Annotated in this window: 24 protein-coding genes; 18 read left to right on the top strand and 6 right to left on the bottom strand. The window is 36.7% G+C overall.

What is annotated here, in order from left to right:
• Window positions 1–330: 330 nt before the first annotated feature.
• Both OK344_RS09195 and OK344_RS09190 read left to right on the top strand, forming a co-directional pair.
• Window positions 331–1,194, top strand: a complete 864-nt coding sequence (locus OK344_RS09195; RefSeq protein ID WP_003013318.1) for an aminoglycoside 6-adenylyltransferase AadS — start codon at window positions 331–333, stop codon at window positions 1,192–1,194.
• A 265-nt stretch (window positions 1,195–1,459) separates the two neighbouring features.
• Window positions 1,460–1,813, top strand: coding sequence for a hypothetical protein (locus OK344_RS09190; RefSeq protein ID WP_265144510.1), 354 nt, complete (start codon window positions 1,460–1,462; stop codon window positions 1,811–1,813).
• A gap of 368 nt (window positions 1,814–2,181) precedes the next feature.
• Here the strand turns inward: OK344_RS09190 and OK344_RS09185 are convergent, their stop codons facing one another.
• Window positions 2,182–2,448, bottom strand: coding sequence for a helix-turn-helix domain-containing protein (locus OK344_RS09185; protein WP_088469093.1), 267 nt, complete (start codon window positions 2,446–2,448; stop codon window positions 2,182–2,184).
• A 274-nt stretch (window positions 2,449–2,722) separates the two neighbouring features.
• Between OK344_RS09185 and OK344_RS09180 the strand changes: the two genes are divergently transcribed.
• The 12 genes from OK344_RS09180 (at window position 2,723) to OK344_RS09125 (ending at window position 14,087) form a co-directional block, all read left to right on the top strand.
• A complete protein-coding gene (locus OK344_RS09180; RefSeq protein WP_265144509.1) occupies window positions 2,723–3,406 on the top strand; it encodes a DUF6966 domain-containing protein in 684 nt (227 codons plus the stop codon).
• A 205-nt stretch (window positions 3,407–3,611) separates the two neighbouring features.
• The gene (locus OK344_RS09175) at window positions 3,612–4,625 is read left to right on the top strand and encodes a hypothetical protein (RefSeq protein WP_265144508.1); all 1,014 of its coding nucleotides are present in this window, start codon (window positions 3,612–3,614) and stop codon (window positions 4,623–4,625) included.
• A gap of 225 nt (window positions 4,626–4,850) precedes the next feature.
• Window positions 4,851–5,105 (top strand): hypothetical protein, encoded by a 255-nt coding sequence (locus OK344_RS09170; protein ID WP_179285921.1) that lies wholly within the window; start codon window positions 4,851–4,853, stop codon window positions 5,103–5,105.
• On the top strand, window positions 5,102–5,695 hold the full coding sequence (locus tag OK344_RS09165) for a 5'-methylthioadenosine/S-adenosylhomocysteine nucleosidase family protein (RefSeq protein ID WP_088469095.1): 594 nt from the start codon (window positions 5,102–5,104) through the stop codon (window positions 5,693–5,695). The genes OK344_RS09170 and OK344_RS09165 overlap by 4 nt, the downstream gene beginning before the upstream one ends.
• A gap of 182 nt (window positions 5,696–5,877) precedes the next feature.
• Entirely contained in the window at window positions 5,878–8,319 is a 2,442-nt protein-coding gene (gene thrA, locus OK344_RS09160) for a bifunctional aspartate kinase/homoserine dehydrogenase I (protein WP_265144507.1), read from the top strand.
• Window positions 8,320–8,514: 195 nt separating this feature from the next.
• Window positions 8,515–9,435: a homoserine kinase gene (locus OK344_RS09155; RefSeq protein ID WP_265144506.1), complete on the top strand. Its 921-nt coding sequence runs from the start codon at window positions 8,515–8,517 to the stop codon at window positions 9,433–9,435.
• 164 nt (window positions 9,436–9,599) lie between these two features.
• Complete coding sequence (thrC, locus tag OK344_RS09150; RefSeq protein WP_265144505.1) at window positions 9,600–10,898, top strand: threonine synthase; 1,299 nt, start codon at window positions 9,600–9,602, stop codon at window positions 10,896–10,898.
• Between the two features lie 147 nt (window positions 10,899–11,045).
• Window positions 11,046–11,267: a hypothetical protein gene (locus tag OK344_RS09145; protein WP_265144504.1), complete on the top strand. Its 222-nt coding sequence runs from the start codon at window positions 11,046–11,048 to the stop codon at window positions 11,265–11,267.
• A gap of 164 nt (window positions 11,268–11,431) precedes the next feature.
• A complete protein-coding gene (locus OK344_RS09140; RefSeq protein WP_265144503.1) occupies window positions 11,432–11,983 on the top strand; it encodes a DUF7010 family protein in 552 nt (183 codons plus the stop codon).
• Between the two features lie 272 nt (window positions 11,984–12,255).
• On the top strand, window positions 12,256–12,756 hold the full coding sequence (locus tag OK344_RS09135; RefSeq protein WP_265144502.1) for a GNAT family N-acetyltransferase: 501 nt from the start codon (window positions 12,256–12,258) through the stop codon (window positions 12,754–12,756).
• 66 nt (window positions 12,757–12,822) lie between these two features.
• Window positions 12,823–13,707, top strand: a complete 885-nt coding sequence (locus tag OK344_RS09130) for a hypothetical protein (protein ID WP_265144501.1) — start codon at window positions 12,823–12,825, stop codon at window positions 13,705–13,707.
• A 125-nt stretch (window positions 13,708–13,832) separates the two neighbouring features.
• Window positions 13,833–14,087 (top strand): hypothetical protein, encoded by a 255-nt coding sequence (locus tag OK344_RS09125; RefSeq protein WP_265144500.1) that lies wholly within the window; start codon window positions 13,833–13,835, stop codon window positions 14,085–14,087.
• A 125-nt stretch (window positions 14,088–14,212) separates the two neighbouring features.
• Here OK344_RS09125 and OK344_RS09120 read toward each other — a convergent pair whose 3' ends face one another.
• The 5 genes from OK344_RS09120 to OK344_RS09100 all read right to left on the bottom strand — a co-directional run bounded on the left by OK344_RS09120 (window position 14,213) and on the right by OK344_RS09100 (window position 20,166).
• Window positions 14,213–15,379 carry a zinc-dependent alcohol dehydrogenase gene (locus OK344_RS09120; protein WP_265144499.1) on the bottom strand — a complete coding sequence of 389 codons (1,167 nt, stop codon included), beginning with the start codon at window positions 15,377–15,379 and terminating at the stop codon, window positions 14,213–14,215.
• A 315-nt stretch (window positions 15,380–15,694) separates the two neighbouring features.
• Window positions 15,695–17,500 (bottom strand): translational GTPase TypA, encoded by a 1,806-nt coding sequence (gene typA / locus OK344_RS09115; RefSeq protein ID WP_265144498.1) that lies wholly within the window; start codon window positions 17,498–17,500, stop codon window positions 15,695–15,697.
• Between the two features lie 225 nt (window positions 17,501–17,725).
• Complete coding sequence (locus OK344_RS09110) at window positions 17,726–17,962, bottom strand: HP1242/YdcH family protein (RefSeq protein WP_265144497.1); 237 nt, start codon at window positions 17,960–17,962, stop codon at window positions 17,726–17,728.
• A 141-nt stretch (window positions 17,963–18,103) separates the two neighbouring features.
• Window positions 18,104–19,801 (bottom strand): M56 family metallopeptidase, encoded by a 1,698-nt coding sequence (locus OK344_RS09105; RefSeq protein WP_265144496.1) that lies wholly within the window; start codon window positions 19,799–19,801, stop codon window positions 18,104–18,106.
• Between the two features lie 5 nt (window positions 19,802–19,806).
• On the bottom strand, window positions 19,807–20,166 hold the full coding sequence (locus OK344_RS09100; protein WP_265144495.1) for a BlaI/MecI/CopY family transcriptional regulator: 360 nt from the start codon (window positions 20,164–20,166) through the stop codon (window positions 19,807–19,809).
• Window positions 20,167–20,399: 233 nt separating this feature from the next.
• Between OK344_RS09100 and ychF the strand changes: the two genes are divergently transcribed.
• The 4 genes from ychF to OK344_RS09080 all read left to right on the top strand — a co-directional run bounded on the left by ychF (window position 20,400) and on the right by OK344_RS09080 (window position 26,651).
• Complete coding sequence (ychF, locus tag OK344_RS09095; protein ID WP_265144494.1) at window positions 20,400–21,491, top strand: redox-regulated ATPase YchF; 1,092 nt, start codon at window positions 20,400–20,402, stop codon at window positions 21,489–21,491.
• Between the two features lie 166 nt (window positions 21,492–21,657).
• Window positions 21,658–24,309, top strand: a complete 2,652-nt coding sequence (locus OK344_RS09090) for a cation-translocating P-type ATPase (RefSeq protein ID WP_265144493.1) — start codon at window positions 21,658–21,660, stop codon at window positions 24,307–24,309.
• 66 nt (window positions 24,310–24,375) lie between these two features.
• Window positions 24,376–25,464 (top strand): AI-2E family transporter, encoded by a 1,089-nt coding sequence (locus tag OK344_RS09085; RefSeq protein ID WP_265144492.1) that lies wholly within the window; start codon window positions 24,376–24,378, stop codon window positions 25,462–25,464.
• A gap of 341 nt (window positions 25,465–25,805) precedes the next feature.
• Window positions 25,806–26,651 carry a hypothetical protein gene (locus tag OK344_RS09080; protein WP_265144491.1) on the top strand — a complete coding sequence of 282 codons (846 nt, stop codon included), beginning with the start codon at window positions 25,806–25,808 and terminating at the stop codon, window positions 26,649–26,651.
• Window positions 26,652–26,689 lie beyond the last annotated feature (38 nt).

The raw sequence follows: 26,689 nt of genomic DNA, 5'->3' as shown, positions 1-26,689 counted from the left end.
CTTGTTTTCTCTAAGCTCTTCTACACTCTTTTTTTTGTTGCCATTTTACTGATTTTTAATTAGTTTTACAAAGTAACTAAATATAGCGCTGAGAAAGCTACCGAAGGTTTAGTTCAACATAGTATTTGCAAAAGGCGGGGTTGAATATATAATAGAAAAACCCGATGCATTTAGTCGCAACTTGCTTTTCATATTGTATTTTTTTGTAATTTAACAATCTGAAAAAGCAATTTGCTTCGTTCGGTCGAAATTGAACTTTTCGTACAATTTAGCCCGCCCTTCGCAAATACTTTTTCCGTTGTACGACATAGTAAAACCGAACCAAACAAAATGAAAGTCAGAGAAGAAAAGTTAAGAACAATTATAGAATGGTCGGAGAAAAACGAAGATGTAAGAGTTCTTCTTCTGACAAGTTCACTTGTAAATCCTTTAGCACTTGTTGACGAATTTAGTGATTTAGACATTGAATTTGTTTTTGAGGATAATACAAATTACATTTCAGACAAAAGCTGGACGCTTAAATTCGGAAATCCAATTGCTATGATTGAAGAAGACGAAAGTTGTTTTAACCATAAACACGCAATGAAAATGCTACTTTATGAAGACGGTGTGAAAGTAGATTTTAAACTTTACAGCAAATCAAAATTTATAAAGGAAACGCAAGAGAAAGAATTACCAGAAGATTGGGATATTGGTTATAAAATTTTAATTGATAAAGATGGTATTACAAAGCAAATGCTGAAACCAACTTATCAAATTTCCATTATCAAAAAACCGTCTGAAAAAGAGTTTCAAAATCTAATAAACGATTTTTGGTGGGACACAACTTACGTGGCAAAGTGTCTTGTGAGAGATGAAATATTCTATGCGAAATTTATGTCGGAAACCGTTATTCGCACAGAATATCTAATTCCTTTAATTGAATGGCACATTGCAAGTGAACACAATTGGAACATAACGACCAATAAATATGGACGACTTTTCAAAAAGTATCTTAACCAGGAAATGTGGGCTAAAACAGAACAAACATTTTCAGGGAGCGATATAAAGGAAAATTGGACTGCTCTATTTTCAATGACTGATTTAGTTTCAGAAATAGGAACTGAATTGTCAAAAAAATTAGAGTACAAATACCCGGATAAATTAGAAAATGACATACGAAAATATTTAGCTGGACTAAAACCCAAAACATAACTACGTCGTACAACATCGTATTGGCAATAGGCGGGCTGAACGGCTTCGTATCAACGGAAGTGCAAAATTCAACTTCTGTTCTTCGATTAAAGTTCAGTGCTAAAAATCCCGCCCATCGCCAATACGCGGCACGTTATCTGCAATATTGTAAACTGCATCGTCCTAAAATAGGTTGGGAAAAAATTAAGCAGTTTTAATAAACAATGAACTTAACAAATGATCAACAAAGCAGATTTATAATTTTAAATAATTATTTTTATTAAAAATGAATCATGATACTAAGAAAGGAATAATAATTATTTTATCTATTTGCATACTTTATATATTAATTCCAAAAATTTTTAAATCCGATTGCAAATCTGCAACTGAATCAATTAAAAATGAAGAATGTGAAATAAAAATTGAAAGTGTGAAACATATTAGTAGTTTTGATATCATTGGAACAAATCCAGAAAATAATGAACCGTGTGAATGTCATCATTATAACAGATGGTGGAGTTCTTATAAAGATGAAATGGAGGAAGGAAATTATTTCATAAAGAAAAAAGGAGATTTATTTTTTAAAATTGTAAAAGAAGACACGGTTATTACTCATGAATATAAATGTTATGAAGAATAAATGAATTAAAAAAATACTGCAGATAACACAGGTAACCGTTGCACAACTTCAAATTTCAGCGTCAAGTTCTGAACACCAATAAAAACCAACCTCTTTTATTCTTAGGCTTCGCTCAGAAACCAGATTAAAGGAGGTTTTTTGATGAGATTCTTCACTCCGCTTCGCGGTGTTCAGAATGGTAGTAGCGTGGGGAAGTAAAGAGCTCTAAATAAAAAACTCTGACAAAGTAAGGTTTTTACTTTATCAGAGTGTAATGAAGCACGCCTTTAGCCTTTGTAAAGCAGGGGTGAACGCTTAAAGGATTACAGATCACGGTGTGAAACCGGTGATGTGGTATGGAAAGGTTTCAGGGGGGCAGGTGAGTAGGGCTAATCGTTGCAGAGTTTCAGAAGGTTGAGGGCGAAGACCTGGCGGATGTAGTAATAGCGGCCTCCGAGGCGGGTATAGGGGATTTTGTCTTCGCGGCAGAATTTGCGCAGGGTTTTGACCGAGATCTGCAGGTATTCGCAAACATCCTGATCGGTAAGGATGTCGGATTTCTGGATGTTTAAGATGGAAGGGAGTTCTGCGATTGCCTGTTCGTAATAGTGTTGCACATCGTTGTAGTGAAGGTGGGGTAATGATTTTTTTGACATGTTTTGGTTATTTTAATGTGTTTTTAGTAAGTCTAAATTATTAAAATAGTGGCGCAGCGGTACAGGTGTTTTTACGGTTTTTTTGTGGGTGTTTTCACGGAATGTGGTTTTAAGGGTTAACGTATTGGGATAAAGGAAATGATTGGTAAATTGGGTTGTGCTTTCTGTTATGCGATAATCACGTTTTAGCACGCAATTTATGTTGGGAGATTGGAAATATATTCGGATATTTGAGAGTTATCTGTAACCCAAAATGAACAATTACCTAAAAATATTGCAGTTAGAAAAACAACTCCTAGAAGAGTCGGATAATTTGCATTGGTCGAAATGGATTGATCAAGATATTCAAGATTGGAAAACAAAACAATCAACAAAGCATCATCGAGAAGCATTCGGAGGTATGGGTTCAATAAATGATATTGCAATTGGAGAAAACAATAAAAGCGGTGCTTGGAAAGAAAATTTATTCCAGATATTAAAATCTATGAGCTGGACATTTGCTACAAAAAATAAAATTGAATTTCCAAAAATAAGTATCCAACAGTTTGAGGGAATGATTTGTAGAAAATGTGAATATTCAGAAATTTCTGAATATTCAGTTAATGACATTCTTGCAAAAAGAAATTTACCAAGTTTAATAAATAGGTTACTTCCATCTGAAAATTTTCTTACTCTACTTAAAATCGAAGAAATAACAAAAGAAACAACAATTGTAAATGAATGTGAAAAAATTAAAATTGCTTTATCAAATTCCTCAATCAATGAAAAGGAATTTTATACAGTTTATCCAAAATGCCCAAAATGCGAAGGGGAAAATTCGTGTGTTTATAGATGGGAATTATTAAATAACGGAAATGAATTTATTATAAAAAGAAGTTCAAATAATCTTAAACTTGAAAAGGAAATTATAAAAAACAAATCTAAAAGTTGGATAAACAAAATATTGGGCTACAGATAACAAGGGTTTTGCGATAGTGGGGCGAAATTGCAAAGTTCAACGGCAGTTCTTCGATTGAACTTTTGTGCAACATTGAAGATTTGTGCTTCGATTGCCCCACCATCGCAAAGCCCCCAAACGTTAGCACGCAATTTATGTTGGGAGATTGGAAATATATTCGGATATTTGAGAGTTATCTGCAAGTATAACCAAAAATACAGCTTAAATGAGGAAAAAAATTATTTACCTAATTGCCTTTATTGTAATAATATTAATTATTTTTTTCACTTGGCAAATAATAGATTGGTCAAAAGAAAATATTTTATTAAGTATTGATTATAAAAATAAATTTGATGAAATTCAAGCATATTCAGGCATTGTTGGTTTTCTTTTGAGTTTTCTATCTATACTGTTTGTAATCTATACAATTGTTGAACAAAGAGAATATTTCCAAAAAAACATTGACTTAAAAGAATCCGAAGAACAAAAGCTAAAAAAAGACTTCATTGAATTTTCTAAATTTTACTTGGAAGATGTAATTAAAAACACTCAGGAATTTGGTAAAAATATGAAAGAATATTATGAAAAAGCAAAAAATGAACCTCTGAAAAACTTCACACTTATATTTTCTGTAACTAATAATAACAAGAGATTTTCGGAATTGGATAACTTACAACTATTTAAGTCATTCACTGAAAATTATAGTAATGGATCTAAAATTTATAATGACTTTTTAAAATATACAGATTTTTATATTGAAGCAAAGAACGAATTAAAAAAAATCTATCAAACTCATTCAACTGAAAAGTTTGAAAGGAAAAAAGAATTGGCATATCTTCTTAATGATATAATAGATTTATGCTCATCTGCAATTGAAAAGTATGTAAAAGATTTTCCAAACTCATACAATCAAAAACCTTGGTATAATTTACTAAATAACTTTATCGGAGTTTACTATGGTTACATTAAACCAAATGAAGAAACTGACTTAAATAAATTAGACACGGAAGTTTTACTTCCATTTTTACACGAATCTCAAGATATAAGAAATTTAATTGGTTTTGAAAATAATATTCATGAAATTATTATCAAACTGGCAAAAATTAGAAAAATGCTATATACACTTACAACAGATTGTTCATCACACGCTATCGAATTTGAAAATGTATATATAAAATATTTTAGCGATGATTCTGACCTATTTAAAAAAATAAAAGACCTTGCAACACTTTTAAAATAATACCTGCAGATAACAGTGTATTTGCAAAAGGCTGGGTTGAATATATAAAACTACTACCCGATTCCTTTAGCCGCAGCTGCTTTTCGTTCCACATTTTTTTGTAATTTAGTTCCACGAAAAAGCAATTTGCTTCGTTCAGGCGAAATAGAACATTCAGTTATATTTAGCCCGCCCTTCTCAAATACTTTTTCCGTTGTACGCAATCTCGCTTAAAAATCGTGAAAAATGAAATATGAGAAATTATTACAAACCAAACCAAAGAATGAAATTACATATTCAGATTTATTAGAATTAGAAGAATGGAAAATAAAAAGAGATGCATACCGCCTACAAAAGAGTAGATTTTCCACACTCACATTATGGCTGTTTTGTGATGGGGCCATCTGCAACAGCGGACATCAGCGCCGTTTTGGTACACGGTGCACAGGGCGCACGGACATTGACTTTGTTCTTTCTGAAAAAACCTGTGCCCTAAAATGACAATTAACGGAAAGCTTTACAGCAACATCCTTTTGGTTTTTGCTCTGGAATCAGAAGCCGGAAAAGAATTTGAGAGTTTTAATAAATTGTTTGTTGGTGTAGGAAAAATTAAAGCGACTTATCATCTTGTAAAAGCCATTCAAAAATCTAAGCCAGATCTCATAATCAATTTGGGAACAGCAGGAAGTACAGTTTTTGACAGAGGAACTATTGTTAACTGCAACCGTTTTATCCAGCGGGATATGGATGTAAGAGCATTGGGTTTTAAGAAATTTGAGACGCCATTTTCTGATGAACCAATTCTTTTGGAATATGGAATTAAAACAAGCCATCTCCCGAACGGGATCTGCGGTTCCGGCGACCAATTCGAAATGGAGCATATCAATCCTGAATATAATGTCATCGATATGGAAGCTTTTGCATTGGCGAAAGTCGCTGAGCAGGAAAAAATCGATTTTCTATGTTTGAAATATATTTCTGATGGAGCAGACGGAAATGCTGCTGATGATTGGACACAAGAAGTCAAAAAAGCTTCAATCGCATTAAAAAGAGAACTAGATAGTCGTTCATTAACAAAACCCACTATTTAATTTATATTTAAAAACAGGATTAGAAAACAGCATAATTTGTATCTTATAAAATAAGAAAATAGTTTTCTGTTTCAGTAGTTCCATCATTTGGGGTTCATTATTACATATCAACATTCGCAATGTTGCTCTTTTTTAGAGCGAGAAAAAATCAGTTATTTAATATTTCCTTAAAAAAATAAATTATGAAAGTCTTAAAATTTGGAGGAACTTCTGTGGCAAACGCCCAAAACATACTTTTAGTAGAAAAAATTGTTAAAAAAGAATCGTCAGAAAATAGAGTAGTAGTGGTAGTTTCCGCTTTGTCTGGCGTTACCGATGGTTTAATTTCTGCCGCAGAATCAGCTTCTGCCAAAAACGAAAATTATTCTGAAACCATTAAAACTCTTGAAGAAAAACACCTAGAATTTGTAAAAAATTTATTGCCAATCACAGAACAAAGTTCTTGGTTGAGCTTCGTGAAAAAGAATTTCAATGATATCGAAGATATTTGCAACGGAATTTACGTTTTAGGCGAATTTACGCCAAGAATTAAAGATAAAATTACAGCTTACGGAGAATTTTTGTCTTCAAATATTATCGCTGCTAAGTTGAAATCAGATGGTTTAGATTGCGTTTGGTTAGATTCTAGAAATTACATCAAAACCAACAGCAATTTTACAGATGCAAAGGTAAATTTTGAAACTACCAATGCAGCACTTCAAACTTATTTTAAGGAAAATAAACAACAAATTACGCTTGCTCCAGGCTTTATTGCTTCGGATTTTGATGGTAATATCACCACTTTAGGACGTGGTGGTTCAGATTTCACGGCTTCTATTATTGCAGCAGCGATGAAAGCTCAAGAATTACAAATTTGGACTGACGTTTCAGGAATGATGACAGCTGATCCTAGATTGGTTTCTAATGCCAAAATTATTCATAAAATTTCTTACAAAGAAGCGATGGAATTGTCGCATTTTGGCGCAAAAGTGATTTATCCGCCAACTATTCAACCAGTGATGGATAAAAACATAGATTTATGGATTAAAAATACATTTGCAGAAGATGACTTTGGGACTTTAATTTCTCATACAAAAACTGAAAATGACAACAACGTAGCAGTTGGAATTTCAAATCTAAGCAAAGTAGCTCTTCTTACTTTAGAAGGCAGCGGAATGATTGGTATTCCAGGTGTTTCTGCGAAATTATTTCAATGTTTAAGCCAAGAAAAAATCAATGTTATTTTAATTACTCAGAGTTCTTCAGAACATTCTATCACGGTTGCAATCAACGAAAGTGATGTTGAAAAAGCAGAAAAAGCATTGAATTACGCTTTCGAAGATGATTTAAAATTACACAAAATTGATCCTGTAAAAGTGGAAAAATCTTTGGCAATTATTGCTTTGGTTGGAGAAAATATGAAGAGCAGAAGTGGTGTAAGTGCGAAACTTTTTGGCGGTTTAGGAAATAATGGTGTGAATGTGAGAGCAATTGCGCAAGGTTCTTCAGAGAAAAACATCAGTGTGGTAATTTCTGATAAAGATGTCAAAAAAGCAGTAAATGTGCTTCATGAAGAGTTTTTCGAATCAGAAATTAAGCAAGTTCATCTTTATATTTGTGGTGTTGGGAATGTTGGTTCTAAACTGATACAACAAATTTATTCTCAAAATAAATATTTGAATGATAATCTTTTGATGAATCTAAGAGTTGCTGGTTTAACGAACAGTACCAAAATGGTTTTCAATGATCAAGGCATTCAAGAAGAGGAATTTAAAGACGCTTTACACAATGGCGAATCTTCTACTCCGCATAAATTTGCAGAAGAAATTATCAATAGAAATTTAAGAAATTCAGTATTTGTAGATGTTACGGCTAATGCAAAAGTGGTGGATATTTATGAAGATTTATTGAAAAAAAGTGTAAGCGTGGTAGCTTGTAATAAAATTGCTGCTTCGTCAAACTACGAAAATTATAAAAATCTAAAAAATTCTGCAAAAAATCATAACTGTAATTTCTTCTTCGAAACCAATGTAGGTGCAGGTTTGCCAATTATCGGAACGATTAATGATTTGATGAGAAGTGGTGATAAAATTACATCAATTCAAGCGGTTTTAAGTGGAACTTTGAACTTTGTTTTCAATAATTACGACGGAAGCAGCACATTCTCTGAAGTGGTGAGACAAGCTCAAAAAGAAGGTTTTACAGAACCAGACCCTAGATTAGATTTAGCAGGAACAGACGTTGCGAGAAAAATTTTGATTTTAGCGAGAGAAGCAGGTTATCAGTTACAATTTGATGAAATAGAAAACGAAGCTTTCTTGCCTGCGAAATGTATGGAAGGAAGCGTGGAAGATTTCTACCAATCAATGACGGAATACGAAGAGCATTTCAGAAAATTATTAGAAGAAGCAAAAGCAGAAGGTAAAATCTTGAAATACGTTGCTGATTTCAAAGATGGAAAAGCGAAAGTTGGATTGCAAAAAATATCTCCTGAAAGCGATTTGTATCACTTGTACGGAAAAGATAATATTGTGATATTCAAAACATTAAGATATTCTGAACAACCATTAGTGGTAAAAGGAGCAGGAGCAGGAGCAGAAGTTACTGCAAGTGGAGTTTTTGCAGATATTGTGCGTTCAGTATAAATTTTATTCAACCGAAAAAGAAACAAAAGATTTGTAATATTTTTAAGTTGTTCAAAAGAAAAAAAAGAATTTTACTTTTCTTTTTTGTGCTTTTGTAAATCTTATTTCCAATCATTTCTTTTGTGTCTTTTATGGTTAAAATAAATTATTTTCAAAAAAAATAAAAAATCTTAGCGCAATTTGCGTTTAAAAGAAATGAAAAATATAAAATTACAAGTTCCGGGAACGGTTGCCAATTTGGTTTGCGGGTTTGATATTCTCGGAATGGCGCTCAATGAACCGTTTGATGAAATGGAATTCAAATTGTTGGACGAAAGAAAAATCATCATTCACCACGAAGATAAGTTCCATTTGCCAACCGAGCCAGAGAAGAATGTAGCAGGAGTGGTTTTGCTCAAAATTTTAGAAAAATTAGAAAATCAGAACATCGGTTTTGAAGTCACCATCAACAAAAAAATAAAACCAGGAAGCGGTTTAGGTTCCAGTGCGGCAAGTGCAGCAGGAGCAGCTTTCGGAGCGAATGAATTGTTGGGAAATATTTTTTCTAAAGAAGAGTTGGTGTATTTTGCGATGTTTGGCGAAGAATTGGCGTCTGGTTCTAGACACGCAGACAACATTGCACCGTGTCTTTTCGGTGGAATTACCTTGGTAAAATCTTCTGAACCAATGGATATTATTCCGCTTTCTTCACCAGATTTGTACGTTTCGGCGGTGCATCCTCAAGTTGAGGTGAAAACTTCTGATGCAAGACAAATTCTCAAAAAAAATATCCAAATGAAAGATGCGGTAAAACAATGGGGGAATGTTGCAGGTTTGGTGGCTGGGATTTTAAAAAATGATAATCAATTAATTTCTAGGAGTTTAGAAGATGTTTTGGTGGAGCCGGTTCGCAGTATTTTGATTCCAAAGTTTGATGAGGTAAAAAAACAGAGTTTAGTTTTAGGAGCTTTAGGTGGAGGAATTTCGGGTTCTGGACCTTCGATTTTTATGTTGAGCGAAACCAAAGAAATTGCTGAAAAAGTGGCGGAAAATATGCGAAAAATCTACAACGAAATCGGTATTGAAAACTTTGTTTACGTTTCTAAAATCAATGACCAAGGAATAAGAATAGTCTAAAGACTGAAGTCCGAAGTCCGAAGAAATTTTGGCTTAATTGATTGAAATAAAAATCTAATTTGTAAGGTCTGAAAGACCGAAAATCAACAGCCAAGTGCAAAACGCTTGGAAATAAATGAAGAAAAATAATGAGGTCTGAAAGACCGAAATCCTAATTTAAAAAAATGAATTTTTACAATTTAAAACATAAAGAAGAGCAGCTTAATTTCAAAGAAGCGACGATAAAAGGACAAGGGAAAGATAAAGGTTTGTTTTTTCCAGAAGATATTTCAAAATTTAGTCTAGAATTTTTGCAAAATTTAACTCAACTTTCAGACGAGGAAATTGCGTATCAAGTGATGAAGGATTTTGCGGGAGACGAAATTCCAGAAGCTGAACTTAGAAAAATTGTTGCCGAAACTATCGCTTTCGATATTCCTTTGAAGAAAGTAACAGAAAATATTTCGGTTTTAGAACTTTTTCACGGGCCGACTTTGGCTTTTAAGGATGTTGGTGCAAGATTTATGAGCCGTTGTTTGGGTTATTTTCTAAAAAATGAAACCCGAAAAGTTACGGTTTTGGTGGCTACTTCTGGCGATACTGGTGGTGCTGTAGCTAACGGATTTTATGATGTGGAAGGAATAGAAGTGGTGATTTTATATCCAAAAAATCGTGTAAGTCCGGTTCAGGAAAAGCAATTGACGGCTCTTGGAAAAAATATTCATGCTTTGGAAGTAAATGGAAGTTTTGATGATTGTCAAGCTCTTGTAAAACAAGCATTTTCTGATGAAAGTTTAAATGAAAAATTACTTTTGACTTCGGCAAATTCTATTAATGTAGCTCGTTGGTTGCCTCAACAAATTTATTATGTTTTGGCGTTGAAACAATGGTTGAAAAACAATTCGGAAAATCCTGTAATCTGTGTTCCGAGTGGTAATTTTGGGAATATTTGTGCTGGAATTTTGGCGCATTATCGTGGTTTACCTGTGGAACATTTTATTGCCGCTTGTAATGTAAATGATGTGGTTCCTGAATATTTGAGAACAGAAATTCTTCAACCTAAAGAAACCGTTGCTACCATTTCCAACGCAATGGATGTGGGAGATCCAAGTAATTTTGTGCGAATTTTAGAATTATTTGACAAAGAATTTAATCAAGTTAAAAACAAACTTTCGGGTTATACAATTGATGATGAAGAAACGATTAAGACCATCAAAAGAGTAGAAAAAGATTATGGTTATGTTCTAGATCCTCACGGCGCAGTAGCATTTGTAGCTTTAGAAAAATATTTGACAAAAAACGACGGAAAAGGATTTTTCTTAGAAACGGCACATCCTGTAAAATTTCCAGATTCTGTAGAACAAGCAACTGGAAAATCAGTGGAAATCCCAAAATCATTAGAAGAATTGATGACGCAAGAGAAATTTACCACAGAAATTAATCCTCAATATGAAGAATTGAAAGGATTTTTGTTGGGAAAATAATATCATTCACTTTGTCAAATTTTTTGTTAAACAAAGAAATCTTTGATAGGGTTATTGTCTAGATTAAACCTTCAAGGTTTTGGAAACCTTGAAGGTTTTTTTATGTTAGCAAATATTTTTATCAATAAGAAGCTTTAGCTAGAATTTATGAAAGTTTTTATTATTCCTCTAATTGTATTGTTTTTACCTAGTATAATTTTGTTTTTGATTTTATTCAAAAATGAATCAGTAGTCATTAAAAATAAATGGATAGTTATCGTTTTGGCCATTTTAGGATACATAATTTTCTTAGTTATTGGTGGACTTATTGGACTTGGAATGACGATGCTAAAAGGACCAGAAGCATTGGAATATTTTAAAATGAAATAAAGAAACTGCTTCTAAAATCGGTTTTGCAATAGTGGGGCGAAACTGCAAAGTTCAACTGTAGTTCTTCGGTTCAACTTTTGTGCTAAAATCCCCGCCTTCGGCAATACCCGAACCGTTAGCGGTCAGCATATAATAAATCGCCGAACGAAATTAACCTATAGAAAATGACAGGAAATCATAGAACTCTTGAAGAACAAAAAGAAGAATTTAAAAGCAAAAAACTTTTAGCTTCTCCGATTGCAGGATTAATTGCGTGGTTGATCGTAGCTATTTCAGGGATTTTTTTTCCTGACAATATTACTGTTTGGGTTTTGTTTATAGCAACCGGTTCAATAGTTTATTTATCTATGGCAGTTTCAAAGTTGACAGGTGAAGACTATCTTGATAAACGTAAGCCTAAAAATACATTTGATAATTTATTTTTTCTTACAGTGACTCAAGCTATTTTAGTCTATTCAATCGCAATACCTTTTTTCATAGTAGATTACACTTCTCTTCCATTAACCGTTGGGATTTTGACGGGATTAATGTGGGTTCCTTTGACTTGGATTATTGACCATTGGGTGGGTCTATTTCATTCTATTGTAAGGACAATTTTAGTTTTAATTCTTTGGTATTTGTTTCCTTCAGACAGATTTGTAGTAATTCCAATAGCAATTATCATAGTATATATAGTATCAATTATAATCTTGAAAAACAGAAAAATCAAAACATAGAATAAAAGCCTAACCCCTAACATGGGTAACCGTTGCGCAACCTCAAATTTCAGGTTTTTTTGTGGGTGTTTTCACGGAATGTGGTTTTAAGGGTTACCGTATTGGGATAAAGGAAATGATTGGTAAATTTGGGTTGTGCTTTCTGTTATGGGATAATCACGTTTTAGCACGCAATTTATGTTGGGAGATTGGAAATATATTCGGATATTTGAGAGTTAGCGGTCATTGTAGAGCGACACTCACGAATAGTAATCAAATATAAATTGACAACAATGGAAATAATTTTTAGACCTATGACAGCAGACGACTGGAAAAACGTTTCTGAAATTTACAGACAAGGTATTGAAACTGGAAATGCAACATTCCAACAAGAAATACCAACATACACAGACTGGGATAACGGACATTTGAAGAATTGTAGAATTGTTGCAATTAAAGATAATGAAGTTGCTGGTTGGGCTGCATTGACACCTGTTTCCGGACGGTGTGTTTATGCTGGTGTTGCAGAAGTAAGCGTATATGTGGCAGACAAAAATCGTGGACATAAAATTGGACATAAACTTCTTGAAAAATTAATTATTGAAAGTGAAAACGAAAAACTTTGGACATTACAGGCTGGAATTTTTCCTGAAAATATTGCAAGTTTGAAAATTCACGAAGCACTTGGGTTTAGGAAAATTGGACACAGAGAACGAATTGGACAAATGAACGGTATTTGGAGAGATATAATTTTATTAGAACGAAGAAGTAAATTGATAGGAATTGGACAATAGAAAAAACAACGAACCGCTAACATCGGTTTGGCAATATGGCGGCTGAAGTGCTTCGATTGAGCATTTGTGCAAGGTTCAACGGCAGAAATTCTATTGAGCTTTTGTGCTAAAAATCCGCCACATCGCCAAGCCGAAAAACGTTGGCTGCAATATTTTATGAAACGCATTAAAGTAAAACCCGACTTTTTTCCAATATTTGAAGGCAAGACAACATATGCTGATGGAACTGAGGTTAAACATGAGTCATTTGAAAAAAAGGAAAACGAACTTTCAAATGAATTAATAATGATATTTAAAGATGAAAATAATATTCAGAAAATATTAAAACTAAAAGGACTTGATTTAAATGGTGAAAAATTTGTTTCGAGTGTTCCAAATCCGGTATTTTTATTGCTTAATACATCTATTGATAATTATAATTCCTCAAATTTAATTATCGCAAAATTTAAAGAAGCAGCAGATAAAATTGGAGAAAAAACTTATTTTTTTGAACTTGATGATAACTACACTTCACAAACATTTAATACTTATTTAAGTAATAAAATTGCTTCAATCAATTCATTAATCAATTGCTTGGAAATATTTATTAATCAAAAAATTCCGAATAATTATACATTCAAAAGGACAATTAAAGATAGAGAGGTCAGCTTAAATAAAAGTAAAATAGAAAGTTCATTATCGTTTAAAGAAAAAATATCAAATATGCTTCCTGATATTTTTCAAAATTTCGATTTTAACCAAATTGTAAATGATAAAAATTTAATTTTTGAAGCTTACAATCTAAGAAAAGAAACTATTCATATGAAAACAGGAAGCGATAGTCCTTTTGAACAATATTATGAAATTATGGGGAAAATTTTAGAAGCCAATATTGAACCTTACATTTCAAGTTCAATAAATTTCATAAACTTTATTCACAAAGACCTTATTGAGTTTAACAATGGACAATAACACTGCAGCTAACATAATATTAACAAAATGCGGAGCTTACAACATCCGGACTATGACCATTAATTTACAAAGCCCTCCACACTTCAAAAAAATAAAAAAAAATAAAAACCTAAGCATTACCAGTCATGCAAATCTACTCCGACCATTTTGGACGCGTTATTTGGCTCACCATCAGTCCGGCTGAGGTAAGAATGGACTTGCAGGATCTGGGACCCGATTTCGAGTACGAAAGGTGTGCAACTGTTTCGGAGGTCGGCAAACTCTGTGAATCTTTGAATGTAACCTATGAGGAATTACCGGCCGCGCAAATGACTGCCTTTGATCTATTTACCGAGTTGCTGGATGATCACCACATACAATTTGAATATTTTTCCGGCTGATTGTTAAGAGCATGAATCTGTTTCATGTGCATACTAACCAATAAAGAAGCGGGCCTTACAGCCCGCTTCCTCATTGCCGGATCATTACGTTATTTGATTAGGATTTTCTAAAGTAAAGCCATGCGCTATTTCCAGGGATCCAGGACCACCTTTACGCAGCCGTCTTCTTTTTTATCGAAGAGTTCATAGCCTTTTGCCACTTCATCCAGTGATAGGCGGTGGGTGATGATGTCATCAAGAACTACCTTGCCTGAAGCGACGTAGCCCAGTAGTTCATCAATGATAGCATGAACGGGTGACTGTCCGGCCTGGATTCTGAGTCCTTTGTCGAATATCTGTCCCAGTTTGAAATTATCGTAATTGTAAGGATAAACGCCCATAATGGAAACCTTGCCGCCTCTTCTTACAGCGCTTAGGCAAGCTTCCACGACTTTGATTGATCCTTTTTCAAAATGCACGACGGCTTTGGCCTTATCGATAATATTCCGTTCCGGTTCGAAACCTACCGCGTCAATACACACATCGGCACCACGGCCTTCTGTGAGACTTCGGATCTGCTCCACGACGTCTTTGGCGTCATTCCATAAAATGGTTTCGCAGCCGGTTATTTTTTTAATCTGATCCAGCCGGTACTGCAGGGTGTCGATGACGATGACTTTCCCGGCATTCTTCAGGATGGCACTTTTTGCGGCCATGCTTCCTACAGGACCGGCTCCAAAGATGGCCACGGACTCACCCCCTTTAAGATCCGCCCACATCACGCCGGTATATCCGGTAGGAAAGATATCGGTAAGGAAGAGGGCCTGCTCATCGCTTAAATGATGCGGAACCACGCGGGGGCCAAAATCGCCATAGGGAACACGGACATATTGAGCCTGGCCGCCATCGTAACCGCCATATAGATCGGTATAGCCAAACATTCCGCCTCCTTTTTCGGTCATGATGCCACCTTCGGGCCCATAATTTTCTTCGTTGCTGTGCTCACATGCGCCGGGCAGATCATGATTACAGAAATAACAGCTGCCGCAGGCGACAGGGAAGGGCACAACCACGCGATCGCCTACTTTTAAATTTCTAACCTCAGCTCCGATTTCCTCTACAACGCCCATGAATTCGTGGCCCATGACCATGGGTCTGGGTTGCGGTATGCCGCCGGAATACATGTGAAGGTCGCTCCCGCAGATGGCGGTAGAGGTGACTTTCAGGATAATGTCGGTGGGTGCTTTGAGTTTGGGATCGTCTACAGTGTCGCAGGTAATCTTACCCGGACTGTGAAAAACTGCTGCTTTCATATCTTTATTTTTTAGTGTTGGTGAAAAATGAGGTATCAAATATTGGACCACTATTTCCAATTCTCTTTAGTTCTAAAGGAATGTCTAAGGAATGTCAAAGGAATGTCAAAGGAATGTCAAAGTAAAGGGTAAGGAGTCTCCGGTCCCAGGTTGCGGGAATATAAAAAAACCTTAATTCCCCAACCGTGTTTTCACTCTAAACCGGTTGGTGGTTATTTTTTTATATTATAGAAAAAGCCCCGACAGACGGGGCTTAATTAAAAAGCGCTGTTAGAGCTCCAAGCTCTAACAGCGCTGTATATGATTCAGAATCAGTTATCCTTTTGCGACTCTTTCGATGCGTTTTCTTTCGTTTTCAGAAAGAACTTTTTTACGCATTCTGATGAAGTTCGGAGTTACCTCGATAGCTTCGTCGCCTTGGATGTATTCCATACATTCTTCAAGAGAGAATAAGATTTTCGGAGCGACGCTGCCGTCTTTATCCTTCCCTGATGCACGCATGTTATTCAGTTGTTTTGCCTCAACGATGTTTACCACCAAATCTCCAGGTTTGTTCTGTTCGCCCACGATCATACCTTCGTAGATTTCCTCGCCCGGATCAACAAAGAATTTACCTCTGTCCTGAAGTTTTGCGATGGAATATTCAGTAGCCGGTCCCTGACCTTTACTTACCAATACGCCTACCAGTCTTCCCGGTATCGCTCCTTTGAAAGGCTTGTAATCTACGAAACGGTGCGCCATAATAGCTTCACCCGCAGTTGCGGTAAGCATTTGAGAACGCAGACCGATTAATCCTCTTGAAGGGATTTCGAATTCCATGTGCTGCATTTCTCCTTTGGTTTCCATGATGTGAAGGTCACCTTTACGCTGCGTTGCAAGGTCGATTACTCGTGAAGCATATTCTTCAGGTACGTCAACTACCATAGATTCATAAGGCTCACATTTTACCCCGTCGATTTCTCTAAGGATTACCTGCGGCTGCCCGATGGTCATTTCATAGCCTTCTCTTCTCATGGTTTCGATCAAAACAGAAAGGTGAAGAATCCCACGTCCGAATACAAGGAACGTGTTGGCATCTTCGGTTGGCTCAACCCTTAATGCTAAGTTTTTCTCCAATTCTTTCATCAACCTTTCTTTCAGGTGATTTGAAGTTACATATTTACCGTCTTTTCCGAAGAAAGGAGAGTTGTTGATGGAGAATGTCATGTTCAAAGTAGGCTCATCGATTGCTGTACGTGGCAACGGATCTGGATTTTCAAGATCTACGAATGAATCCCCAATCTGGAATTTATCGAAACCTACAATCGCACAGATATCACCTGCTTTTACTTCCTGAACTTTCTTTTTGCCAAGACCTTCGAAAACGTATAATTCCTTTACTTTTCCTTTGATGATGTTGCCGTCTTCCTGTGCCAAACCAATCCATTCAGACTCTTTTACAGAACCCTGGGTGATTTTACCGATCGCGATTCTTCCTAAGAAAGAAGAGAAATCAAGGGAAGTGATCTGCATTCTCAGCGGACCTTCCTTCGCATCAGGAGCTGGAACGTGTTCCAAAATACCATCTAATAGTGGGAAAATATTATCAGTCTGTTCTAATGATGAATTGAACCAGCCCTGTTTTGACGAACCGTAGAAGGTAGGGAAATCAAGCTGCTCTTCAGTAGCGTTAAGGTTGAAGAACAGATCGAAAACCTGATCGTGAACTTCGTCCGGACGGCAGTTTGGTTTATCAACTTTGTTAATTACCACAACCGGTCTAAGGCCTAATTCCAAAGCTTTCTGAAGCACGAAACGCGTCTGCGGCATCGGCCCTTCGAAGGCGTCTACCAAAAGCAGAACCCCATCAGCCATTTTCAGTACTCTTTCCACCTCACCACCGAAATCGGCGTGACCAGGCGTATCGATTACATTAATTTTGGTGTCTTTATAAGTTACCGAAATGTTTTTTGAAAGGATGGTAATTCCACGCTCTCTTTCAAGGTCATTATTGTCCATGATAAGATCACCGGATTCCTGATTTTCGCGGAATACACTGGTGGCGTGAATGATTTTGTCGACCAGTGTAGTCTTTCCGTGGTCAACGTGCGCAATGATTGCGATATTTCTAATGTTTTGCATAATCGTTTTTTGACGGTGCAAAAGTAATCTTTTTTACCGGATAATTTGCAAAGTGATATAGAATTAACAGAAATTAATAGAGAAAATTAAGGAAAGTTTAATTGAGTTCTCAGAAGTGGGTGTGGTTATCGGAGTATCTGTTTTGATTAAATGAGAATTCCGCCGCGTCAGTGCATGCAAAAAGCGGCTTCATCGGCCGCTTTGGGAACAGATTGATATGTAAATCTAGTTCTGCCTTAAGTATGAATAAAGATCATCTTTTAAATGAACTCTTTTTTTGCGTAAATCGGTTAAGTGATCGTCGGTAGTGTGATTCTGTTCACCTTCTTCGTAATGCTGAATGAGCGCGTTTACCTCCTCGTAATTCACATACATTTTTCTGAAAATTTCGTCATTCAGCTTCAGGACATTGATTTTGTCTGTGTATTCAGGAAATTCGTGCGTTAGGTTGTGGTTTTCCATGACTTTAAATTTTAGGAATTTTGATAGATTAAAGTTAAGGAAAATATTAAGCCAACGGTACATGAAAATTATCACATCTTTAAAGCCAGTATAAAAATAAACGCTAAAGTTCTGAGGCTTTAGCGTTGGTAATTGTTGGCGTTATTTTTTGGTTGTTATATGAATTTCGTTGGCTTTGCTGCCGTTGTATCCTTTCTTATAAACATTCATTCTTTCAATGCGGTTGGGGGACAGGGTGTTCATTTCTTCTTTCGTAACAGGTTTTCCATCGATATAAATTTTCACGTCGGCATCGTCATTTCTGAGCAGGTTTGCTGATACTGAAGCTTTGGCGGCTTTTTCTGCTGCAATTTCCGCTGCTTTTAACCGTTGCTGGAATTCTTGTGAATTAACCTGTTTTTCAACTTCTCTGGCGCGTTTTTCGGCTTCTTCAATCTGCTTTTTGAACTCAGGTGAATTTACTTTCTTTTCCATTTCTATTGCTTTGCGCTCGGCTTCCTTCGCATGGTTTTCAAATTCTTTAATTTTTAATTTAAAGTCGTCGGAATTATAGAACTCGAGCTGGGCATAGAGTTTATCCATTTCTAACTGTTTCAGTTCAAGCTTTTTCATGTTGATTTTAAAATCTTCAGAATTGAAAAGTTGATCCATTTTTCCGCTGAGCAGGCTCATTTCTTTTTCAAGTTTCTTGAATTTAGGACTGTCGAAGTCATTTTTCTTAGCCAATTTCTCGAGTTTTCTGCCTGTAAGGCTCATTTCTTTGCTGATTTTTTTTGCCTCTTCATTGTTTTTCATCAGGGCATCATTCAGCGGTTTAAGTTCTTCAGTTTTCAGCTTGATTTCTTTTTCTACTGCAGGCGGAACCTCTGGACTAGGTGGTGCAACAGGAGCATCAGGAGCATCAGGTTTTGTGATTAAGGTATCGTTCTGTACCGCGGTGATGTACTTTTCGATTTCGAGGTTGGTTTCTTTTATTTCTCTGTTTTTTGCGTTAACAAGGTAGGCAAAGGCAATGATGAAGAGAATGGGCAATGCGAATAAACGCCGCGCATAGCTGAATCTGGTTTTTGATTTTGTGAGCATTGTGATTCTTTTTTTGAGGTTAGAACTTAGGAACGGACTCGCGGCAGGTAAGTGGTTTCCGGAAAACTGACTTGCCAAAAGCATCTGCGCAAATGCTCTCGTGTCCGAGGTTTTAATAGCCTTTTTATCGGCCAGATATTCGTGTATTAAACTTATTTCTTTTTTAATTAGATAAAAAAACGGGTTGAACCAAAAGATGGACGTAAGAATTTCAATAAAGATTTTATCCCAAGAATGTTTCTGTTCGATATGTACCATTTCGTGCTTAAGGATTTGCTTTCCCAAATCTGAGTGCAGGGGAATGGAATTCTTCCAGAACAGATTTCTGAAGAATGAAAAAGGAGCCTCGTGCAGAGTGGTCTGGTAAAAATTAATGTCCCCGATTTTTTCTCTGGTGTATCTGCGTTTCAGCAGTTCTATTTTAAAGATTCCGTAGAAAAGTCTGGTCAGGAAAAAGAGAGCAGCCACTCCAAAACCGAGAGCAGTAAACTGATAATAAAAGTGATCATGGCTTAAATTTTTTGATTCGTTAATGTTATTTAATTTATTAAGCAACATATAAATACCGCTGTTTACTTCAACTGTAAAATAATCTACTTTCAGAAGCGGCAGCAGCAGACTGATGACCAAAACAGCAAGCAGATAAAAACGGTTGTAATGATGAAAAGTCCTGTCTTTAAGAAACAACCGGTAGTAGCAAAACATTACACCCGATGTTAAGATAACTTTTGCCAGATAAAGAAAAAAGAGTTGCATGCCTTTTATTTTTTGAGTTCGTTGAGGAGCATTTCCAGATCTTTCACACTCATTTCGTTCTTTTCGACCAGAAATGAAACTGCGTTTTTGTAAGAGCCCTCGAAATAATTCTTCACCAGGCTTTTCATTGATTTCCCACTGTATCTCTCTTTTGAAATTAAAGGGAAATATTGGTGCTGGCGACCATGAACTTCATAATCTACAAAATCTTTTTCCTTCAGCACTTTTAATATGGTAGAAACGGTATTGGTGTGCGGTTTGGGTTCGGGAAAAAGCTCAAGGATGTCTTTAAGAAAGCCTTTTTCGATCTCCCAGAGGTACTGCATTACTTGTTCTTCAGCTTTTGTTAATTGAGCAATCTGCATATCACTATTTATTTAGTGATACAAATGTAGGAATTAAATCTGTTCTTACAACTATTTTTGTAGTGATAACGTAAAATTTATTTTAAGTATCTGATTATCAGTTATAAAAATTAGAAGTTATCCCCGATGTGACTTTAATATATATTATTGAGAATTTGTGTAAAAACCTTATCTTTGCACACCTTAATTTAAACTGCAACACGCCAAAAGTGTCTTGCTAAAAGCAAAAATTTATGAAATGTGGAATTGTAGGTTTGCCCAATGTAGGTAAATCAACCCTTTTTAACTGCCTGAGCAACGCCAAAGCGCAGTCTGCCAACTATCCTTTCTGTACGATTGAACCAAACCTGGGAACGGTTTCCGTGCCCGATCACCGTTTGTTCGAACTCGAAAAACTCGTGAATCCGGAAAGAGTTTTGCCCGCGGTGGTAGAAATTGTAGATATCGCCGGGCTGGTGAAAGGTGCAAGTAAAGGTGAAGGTTTAGGGAACCAGTTCCTGGCCAATATCCGCGAATGCGAAGCTATTATCCATGTATTAAGATGTTTCGAAAACGGCAATATTATTCACGTGGAAGGTTCTGTAGATCCGCTTCGTGATAAAGAAATCATCGATATTGAACTTCAGTTAAAAGATATGGAGGCGATTGGTAAAGCCGCAGAAAAAGCGAAGAAATTCATAAAATCCGGAAAGAAAGAAGATGTGTTGACCTATGAAACACTGGTTGATCTTCAGAAATTTGTAGAAGACGGTAAGAATGCCAGAGAATTCCCGATGGATGATTTTGCAAAGTCTGTGATTTCTGAAATTCAGCTGCTGACCAACAAACCTGTGCTTTATGTTTGTAATGTGGATGAAAATTCCATTAAAAACGGCAACGAATGGATTGCGAAGATCGAAGAAATGGCAGCAAAAGAAAATGCTGAAGTGGTAGTTTTAGCCGCTCAGATTGAAGCTGACATCAACGAACTTGAAACTTTTGAAGAAAGACAGATGTTCTTGGAAGAACTTGGTTTGGATGAACCCGGTGTTAACAAACTCGTTAGAAAAGCTTACGATTTACTTAAACTACAAACCTATTTCACCGCCGGCGTAAAAGAAGTACGTGCCTGGACGATTGGTCAGGGCTGGACGGCGCCTCAGGCCGCAGGCGTGATTCATACCGACTTCGAAAAAGGATTCATCCGTGCAGAAGTTATCGGTTATGATGATTTTGTAACTTATGGATCCGAAGCTAAAGTAAAGGAAGCTGGAAAAATGAGGGTAGAAGGCAAAGAATACATTGTAAAAGACGGTGATGTAATGCATTTCCGATTCAATGTATAATTAAAGATTTTTAGATATTAAAAGCAGATTTCATAAAATCTGCTTTTTTTATTGCGTATCTTTGATTGTATTGTTAGAGCATCGGTAATACTGAATTCTTCAGCAAAGAATATTACTGAGTCGTTCTAAGAAGCAGAATTCTACAATGTTCTCCAAAAGTAAAAATATGTGGTTTACTAAATCCATCGAAGACACACTAAAAGCGCTTAACGTAAATCCCGAAACGGGGCTTACTTCCGAAGAAGCCGTCAAAAGGCTGAAACAGTTTGGACCCAACCGGCTGGAAGCAAAAAAGAAAAAAACGGTTCTTCAGATCTTTATTTCTCAGCTTAATGACTGGCTGATTTATGTACTTTTTGCTGCGGTAATCATCACCTTTCTAATGGGTGAATATGTGGATGCCGCGATTATAGTTTTAGTAATTCTCATCAATGCCAGTATTGGGGTCTATCAGGAATTAAAAGCCGGAAAAGCCATTGAAGCCCTGATGGAACTCTCTTCCCCGAAAGCATTAGTGAAAAGGGATTCCCATACCAAAGAAATCGACAGTTCTGAACTTGTTCCCGGCGACATCGTAATTCTGGAAGCCGGGAGAATTATTCCCGCTGATCTCCGCCTTATTGAAACGGCTAATCTACAGACCGAAGAGTCGGCGCTGACCGGAGAATCGGTTCCTGAGCATAAAAAGGCGGAAGATGTTTATGAAGATCCCAATACCCCGATTGGGGATAGGGAAAATCAGGCCTTTATGACTTCGGTGGTAACTTACGGAAGAGGAACCGGCGTGGTTGTAGAAACCGGAATGAAAACCGAGCTTGGTAAAATTGCCCACCTGATTGATAACGAAGAAACTACCAAGACCCCGCTGGAGAAACGTCTGAACGATTTGGGAAAAATGCTGGGCAAAATAACTGTGGGTATCTGTGTCTTTATTTTTGTGCTTTCGTGGTTTCAGGGCAGGGACCTGGCCGAAATGTTTCTTACCGCAGTGTCTCTGGCTGTTGCCTCGATTCCGGAAGGTTTGGCTGCGATCGTGGCAGTGGTGCTTTCGATTGGTGTCACTTCTATGTCGAAGAAAAATGCCATTGTCCGGCGGCTGCCCGCAGTTGAAACGCTGGGTTCTGTCAACGTGATCTGTTCCGATAAAACAGGCACTTTAACCATGAATAAAATGACGGTTACCCAACTTTTTACTTCAGACGGTCTTATTGATTTGGATGATGATCAGCAGGAAAAAATTTCCAACTCCGCAAAAATGCTTGCCAAGGGAATGATTCTTTGCTCCGACGCGACGCTGGAAAACGGTGATTCAACCGGAGATCCTACGGAAGTTGCGCTGCTGGTTCTGGGTGATACGATGGAGATCGACAGGAAAGATTTAAGCAAAAATACCAGAAGAATTAATGAGAAAGCCTTCGACAGCGACCGGAAAATGATGTCGGTTCTGGTAAAGGAAGAAGACGGAGATTATAAAGTTTTTACGAAGGGCGCTTTGGGAAGTCTCAAGAAAGTCTGTACCAAAATTTTTAGTGATGGCGAAATGCGCGATATTTCAGATATTGATTTTGAACAGTTCAGCAATGCGGCAAGCAAAATGTCGGATAACGCATTACGAACATTGGCGCTTGCGTACAAGCCTGCAACAAAGGAAACACAACCCGAAGAAATGGAGCAGGATCTTGTACTGCTTGGGCTTGTAGGGATGATGGATCCGGCCAGAGACGAAGTGAAGCCTTCGATCGCGCTTGCCAAAAACGCCGGAATCAGGACGGTGATGATTACGGGTGACCACAAAAACACAGCGTTTGCCATCGCTAAAGATCTGGCCATTGCGCAGAATATCGATCAGGTCATTACCGGCCCCGAACTCGATGAATTTAGCGATGAAGATTTAAGGAGAAATGTAGATCAGTATCTGGTGTATGCCCGGGTGTCGCCGGAACATAAAGTAAAAATTGTACGGGCCATGAAAGCCAACGGCAATATCGTTTCCATGACTGGTGATGGTGTAAATGACGCGCCATCCTTAAATGCAGCAGACATTGGGGTAGCGATGGGAATTACTGGCACCGATGTGGCCAAAGGCGCGGCTGATATGATTCTTACGGATGATAACTTCTCCACCATTGTAAAAGCTATAGAGCAAGGCAGAAATATCTACAGCAACATCAAAAAGTCGGTTATTTTTTTACTGACCTGTAACCTCGGCGAAGTGGTGCTGATGGTTATCGCACTGCTCATTGGTTGGGCATCGCCACTTATTGCAACGCAACTTTTATGGATTAATTTAATCACCGATTCGCTACCGGCCATCGCACTGGGAATGGATAATGGCGACCCTGATGTGATGAATGAAAAACCCCGCAATCCAAAAGAAAATTTCCTCTCCAACGGCGCAGGGCTGCAGGCTGTTTTAGGGGGCCTTTTCATAGGTTTAATCTGCTTTTTCGCGTTTTGGTACGGATATTACGAAATGGGATATTCGCCTTCTGACAAAAATGTTCCGGAAGAAGTAGTTAAAAATGCGCGTACTTTGGCGTTCATGGTATTGGTGTTTGCCCAGCTTTTCTATTCTCTGGGCCTGAGAAATATGAAAAAAAGCATCTTCGAAGTGGGTCTCTTTAGCAATAAATACCTGATTGGGGCTATTGTTCTTGGGATTCTGCTTCAGGTTCTGGTACTTTTTGTACCCATATTGCGGGATGCATTTAAACTTCATATGCTTGATCAGAAAGGTTGGATCATGGCTGCGGTACTCGGGCTGCTGCCACTTGCCGCGCACGAATTTTACAAAGTTCTGTTTATTCGGAAAAAATAATGGTTTAAACCTTCGTTATCATCATTGTACAATGTTTTTGTTAAATTTGAGCTAAAATCCGGAAGTATGCTAAAACTGTTTGAGAAAATCAATGTTCAGAAAGCCATTTTGTTCCTTGCACTTTTGTTAGTTCTCATTATTTTAGTTGAGCTGAAATACTTCCTGTCAGGTTTGCTTGGTTCTATCACGCTTTATGTGCTGACCCGAAAGTTTTATCTGAAACTGGTTGAGGAGAAAAAACGGAACAAGAATCTATCAATAATCCTTATTATATTTTTAATCATCATCACTTTTGCCATCCCGCTCTGGATCATTCTGGAGATTCTGATTCCAAAAATCAATGAATTTCTCAGTGATCGCGAAGCCATTCTGGATAAATTTAATTCAATCCGGGTGCTGATTGAAAATAATGAATTCCTCAAACGTTTTGATCTTACATTTTCAGACGACAAAGTGCTGCAGCTGGTAAACAAGGTGATCTCGTACATTCCTTCTACGGTGCAGTGGGTGGGCCAAACTTTTGCCAACATTTTCACTGCGCTTTTCATTCTATACTTCATGCTCATCAACGCAAGAACGATGGAAGCGCGTTTTAAAGAACTGCTGCCGATTTCTAAGGAAAGTAAAAAGTTTTTCATGCGTGAAAATGCGGCACTTATTACATCGAATGCCTACGGAATTCCTATTTTAGGGTTCGCGCAGGGAGTGATTGCGATGATCGGATACTCCATTTTTGGCATCCAAAATGCAATTTTCTGGGGACTACTTACCGGTGCAGCCTCTATTGTTCCTGTTTTGGGAACGATGTTTATCTATATCCCCGTATGCGTGTACCAGATTGCCAGTGGTGATGTGAGCGGCGGTTTGTTTCTTACGCTTTACTGTCTGGTTTTAGTTGGCGGTATCGATAATATCCTGCGTTTTACCCTTCTGAAAAAGATGGCAGATATTCATCCCTTGATTACTGTTTTCGGAGTGGTGTTGGGATTGAAAATTTTCGGAGTGATGGGACTTGTTTTTGGTCCGGTGATGCTTTCTCTGCCTGGAATTCTCTTTAAAATTTTTAAAATTGAAAGAAGCCTCAGCAAAAAGGAAAAAGCAGAAAATGCCCTGGAAATTTCGGAATCCTTGCAATCCACTAAAATACATGATTAAACATAGAATGGTTAAGCAGACCTGTTTTTCATAAGATGCTTGGTGAAAAATCGCTATATTTAATGGAGATTTTTTTTGTCTAAAATATTATGAAAAGATATAGTTTTTTGTTTTTTGTACTTTGCATATTCTTGTTTTCTTGTAAAAATTCATTAGAAGATAATTGTTTTACAACCAAGGAAAGACATTATGATTATAAGGAAGAAGTTCCCTTTACCGTGGAAGAAATTCTGAAAAATAAGCCGAAAAATCTTTCGGTTTCGCAACTCAAAGATTTCAGAAGTTTTAAAACTGATAGTACAGAAGCAAATTATTATGATTTTAAAAATGAAAAAGAAGTATTGAAGAAATATGAAGCACATAAAAAATTGTACGCGAAATTCGATTCAGCTTTTAATGAGCAGTTTGCTTACTTTGCTAAACAATCTGTTGGAAAAGCCGAGTACGCTTTTGCTCAAAATAATTTAGGATTTTGGCTCACAAAAATAGATGGAACTACCGCGAAAGCTTATTTTTTAGGGCTGAGTTTTAGTCATTATTATTTCAATAAAATTCAAACGCAGCCTATTATTAAAGATGGTGAATTGCAATTGCAGGGAAGTTTCGTGAGGATTGTAAAAGTTGCGGGACTTCCTGGTTATGACGACTATTCTGCAATAGAAGATGGGAAGTTATTCCGAATAAAACTTTCCGATTTGGAAAAAGACTCTGTTCATGATGGCTATAATGATATTTTTGAGGAGTCATTTGGATTAAATCCTGAAAAAGGAGATACAGATTCCGATGGCATTAATGATTTCAATGATTTGAACCCGCTTCATAAATCCGGCAAGAATAAATTTACAATGTTATTTGAAGAATTAGTTCCGAAATATGCAGCAGTGGAAGGGCAGGATTTTAAAAAGATGAATTATCTTTTTGATGTTTATGGTAATGATTGTGAATATTTCCAGATGATAAATCCAGAATTAAGAACTTTTATTGTTGCAGAAAACGAAAATAAATTACCGTATTACTTACGAGTGACAGATGTTGTTCATGGAGGACTTTCCAAACTAAGAAAGGATCCTAAAAATCCAGAAAAATTCTACATTATGAAGTGGGGAAGTAGTTCAACTTATGATATGGCTGTGGAATTTAAAAATGGTAAATGGCAGATTGAAATTATTTCAGGTACGGTTGTTTAAAATAATTTTCCACAAAATTTTAAATATAAACTTAGTTT

The organism is Kaistella yananensis (assembly GCF_026107505.2).
Taxonomy (GTDB): domain Bacteria; phylum Bacteroidota; class Bacteroidia; order Flavobacteriales; family Weeksellaceae; genus Kaistella; species Kaistella yananensis.
The sequence above is the reverse complement of the archived record's forward strand: the minus strand, read 5'-3'. Positions and strand labels throughout refer to the sequence as shown.

Coding starts and splice junctions, on each gene's coding strand:
- OK344_RS09195 (WP_003013318.1), top strand. CDS start 331: ATGAAAGTCAGAGAAGAAAAGTTAAGAACAATTATAGAATGGTCGGAG.
- OK344_RS09190 (WP_265144510.1), top strand. CDS start 1,460: ATGAATCATGATACTAAGAAAGGAATAATAATTATTTTATCTATTTGC.
- OK344_RS09185 (WP_088469093.1), bottom strand. CDS start 2,448: ATGTCAAAAAAATCATTACCCCACCTTCACTACAACGATGTGCAACAC.
- OK344_RS09175 (WP_265144508.1), top strand. CDS start 3,612: ATGAGGAAAAAAATTATTTACCTAATTGCCTTTATTGTAATAATATTA.
- OK344_RS09170 (WP_179285921.1), top strand. CDS start 4,851: ATGAAATATGAGAAATTATTACAAACCAAACCAAAGAATGAAATTACA.
- OK344_RS09165 (WP_088469095.1), top strand. CDS start 5,102: ATGACAATTAACGGAAAGCTTTACAGCAACATCCTTTTGGTTTTTGCT.
- thrA (WP_265144507.1), top strand. CDS start 5,878: ATGAAAGTCTTAAAATTTGGAGGAACTTCTGTGGCAAACGCCCAAAAC.
- OK344_RS09155 (WP_265144506.1), top strand. CDS start 8,515: ATGAAAAATATAAAATTACAAGTTCCGGGAACGGTTGCCAATTTGGTT.
- thrC (WP_265144505.1), top strand. CDS start 9,600: ATGAATTTTTACAATTTAAAACATAAAGAAGAGCAGCTTAATTTCAAA.
- OK344_RS09145 (WP_265144504.1), top strand. CDS start 11,046: ATGAAAGTTTTTATTATTCCTCTAATTGTATTGTTTTTACCTAGTATA.
- OK344_RS09140 (WP_265144503.1), top strand. CDS start 11,432: ATGACAGGAAATCATAGAACTCTTGAAGAACAAAAAGAAGAATTTAAA.
- OK344_RS09135 (WP_265144502.1), top strand. CDS start 12,256: ATGGAAATAATTTTTAGACCTATGACAGCAGACGACTGGAAAAACGTT.
- OK344_RS09125 (WP_265144500.1), top strand. CDS start 13,833: ATGCAAATCTACTCCGACCATTTTGGACGCGTTATTTGGCTCACCATC.
- OK344_RS09120 (WP_265144499.1), bottom strand. CDS start 15,379: ATGAAAGCAGCAGTTTTTCACAGTCCGGGTAAGATTACCTGCGACACT.
- typA (WP_265144498.1), bottom strand. CDS start 17,500: ATGCAAAACATTAGAAATATCGCAATCATTGCGCACGTTGACCACGGA.
- OK344_RS09110 (WP_265144497.1), bottom strand. CDS start 17,962: ATGGAAAACCACAACCTAACGCACGAATTTCCTGAATACACAGACAAA.
- OK344_RS09105 (WP_265144496.1), bottom strand. CDS start 19,801: ATGCAACTCTTTTTTCTTTATCTGGCAAAAGTTATCTTAACATCGGGT.
- OK344_RS09100 (WP_265144495.1), bottom strand. CDS start 20,166: ATGCAGATTGCTCAATTAACAAAAGCTGAAGAACAAGTAATGCAGTAC.
- ychF (WP_265144494.1), top strand. CDS start 20,400: ATGAAATGTGGAATTGTAGGTTTGCCCAATGTAGGTAAATCAACCCTT.
- OK344_RS09090 (WP_265144493.1), top strand. CDS start 21,658: ATGTGGTTTACTAAATCCATCGAAGACACACTAAAAGCGCTTAACGTA.
- OK344_RS09085 (WP_265144492.1), top strand. CDS start 24,376: ATGCTAAAACTGTTTGAGAAAATCAATGTTCAGAAAGCCATTTTGTTC.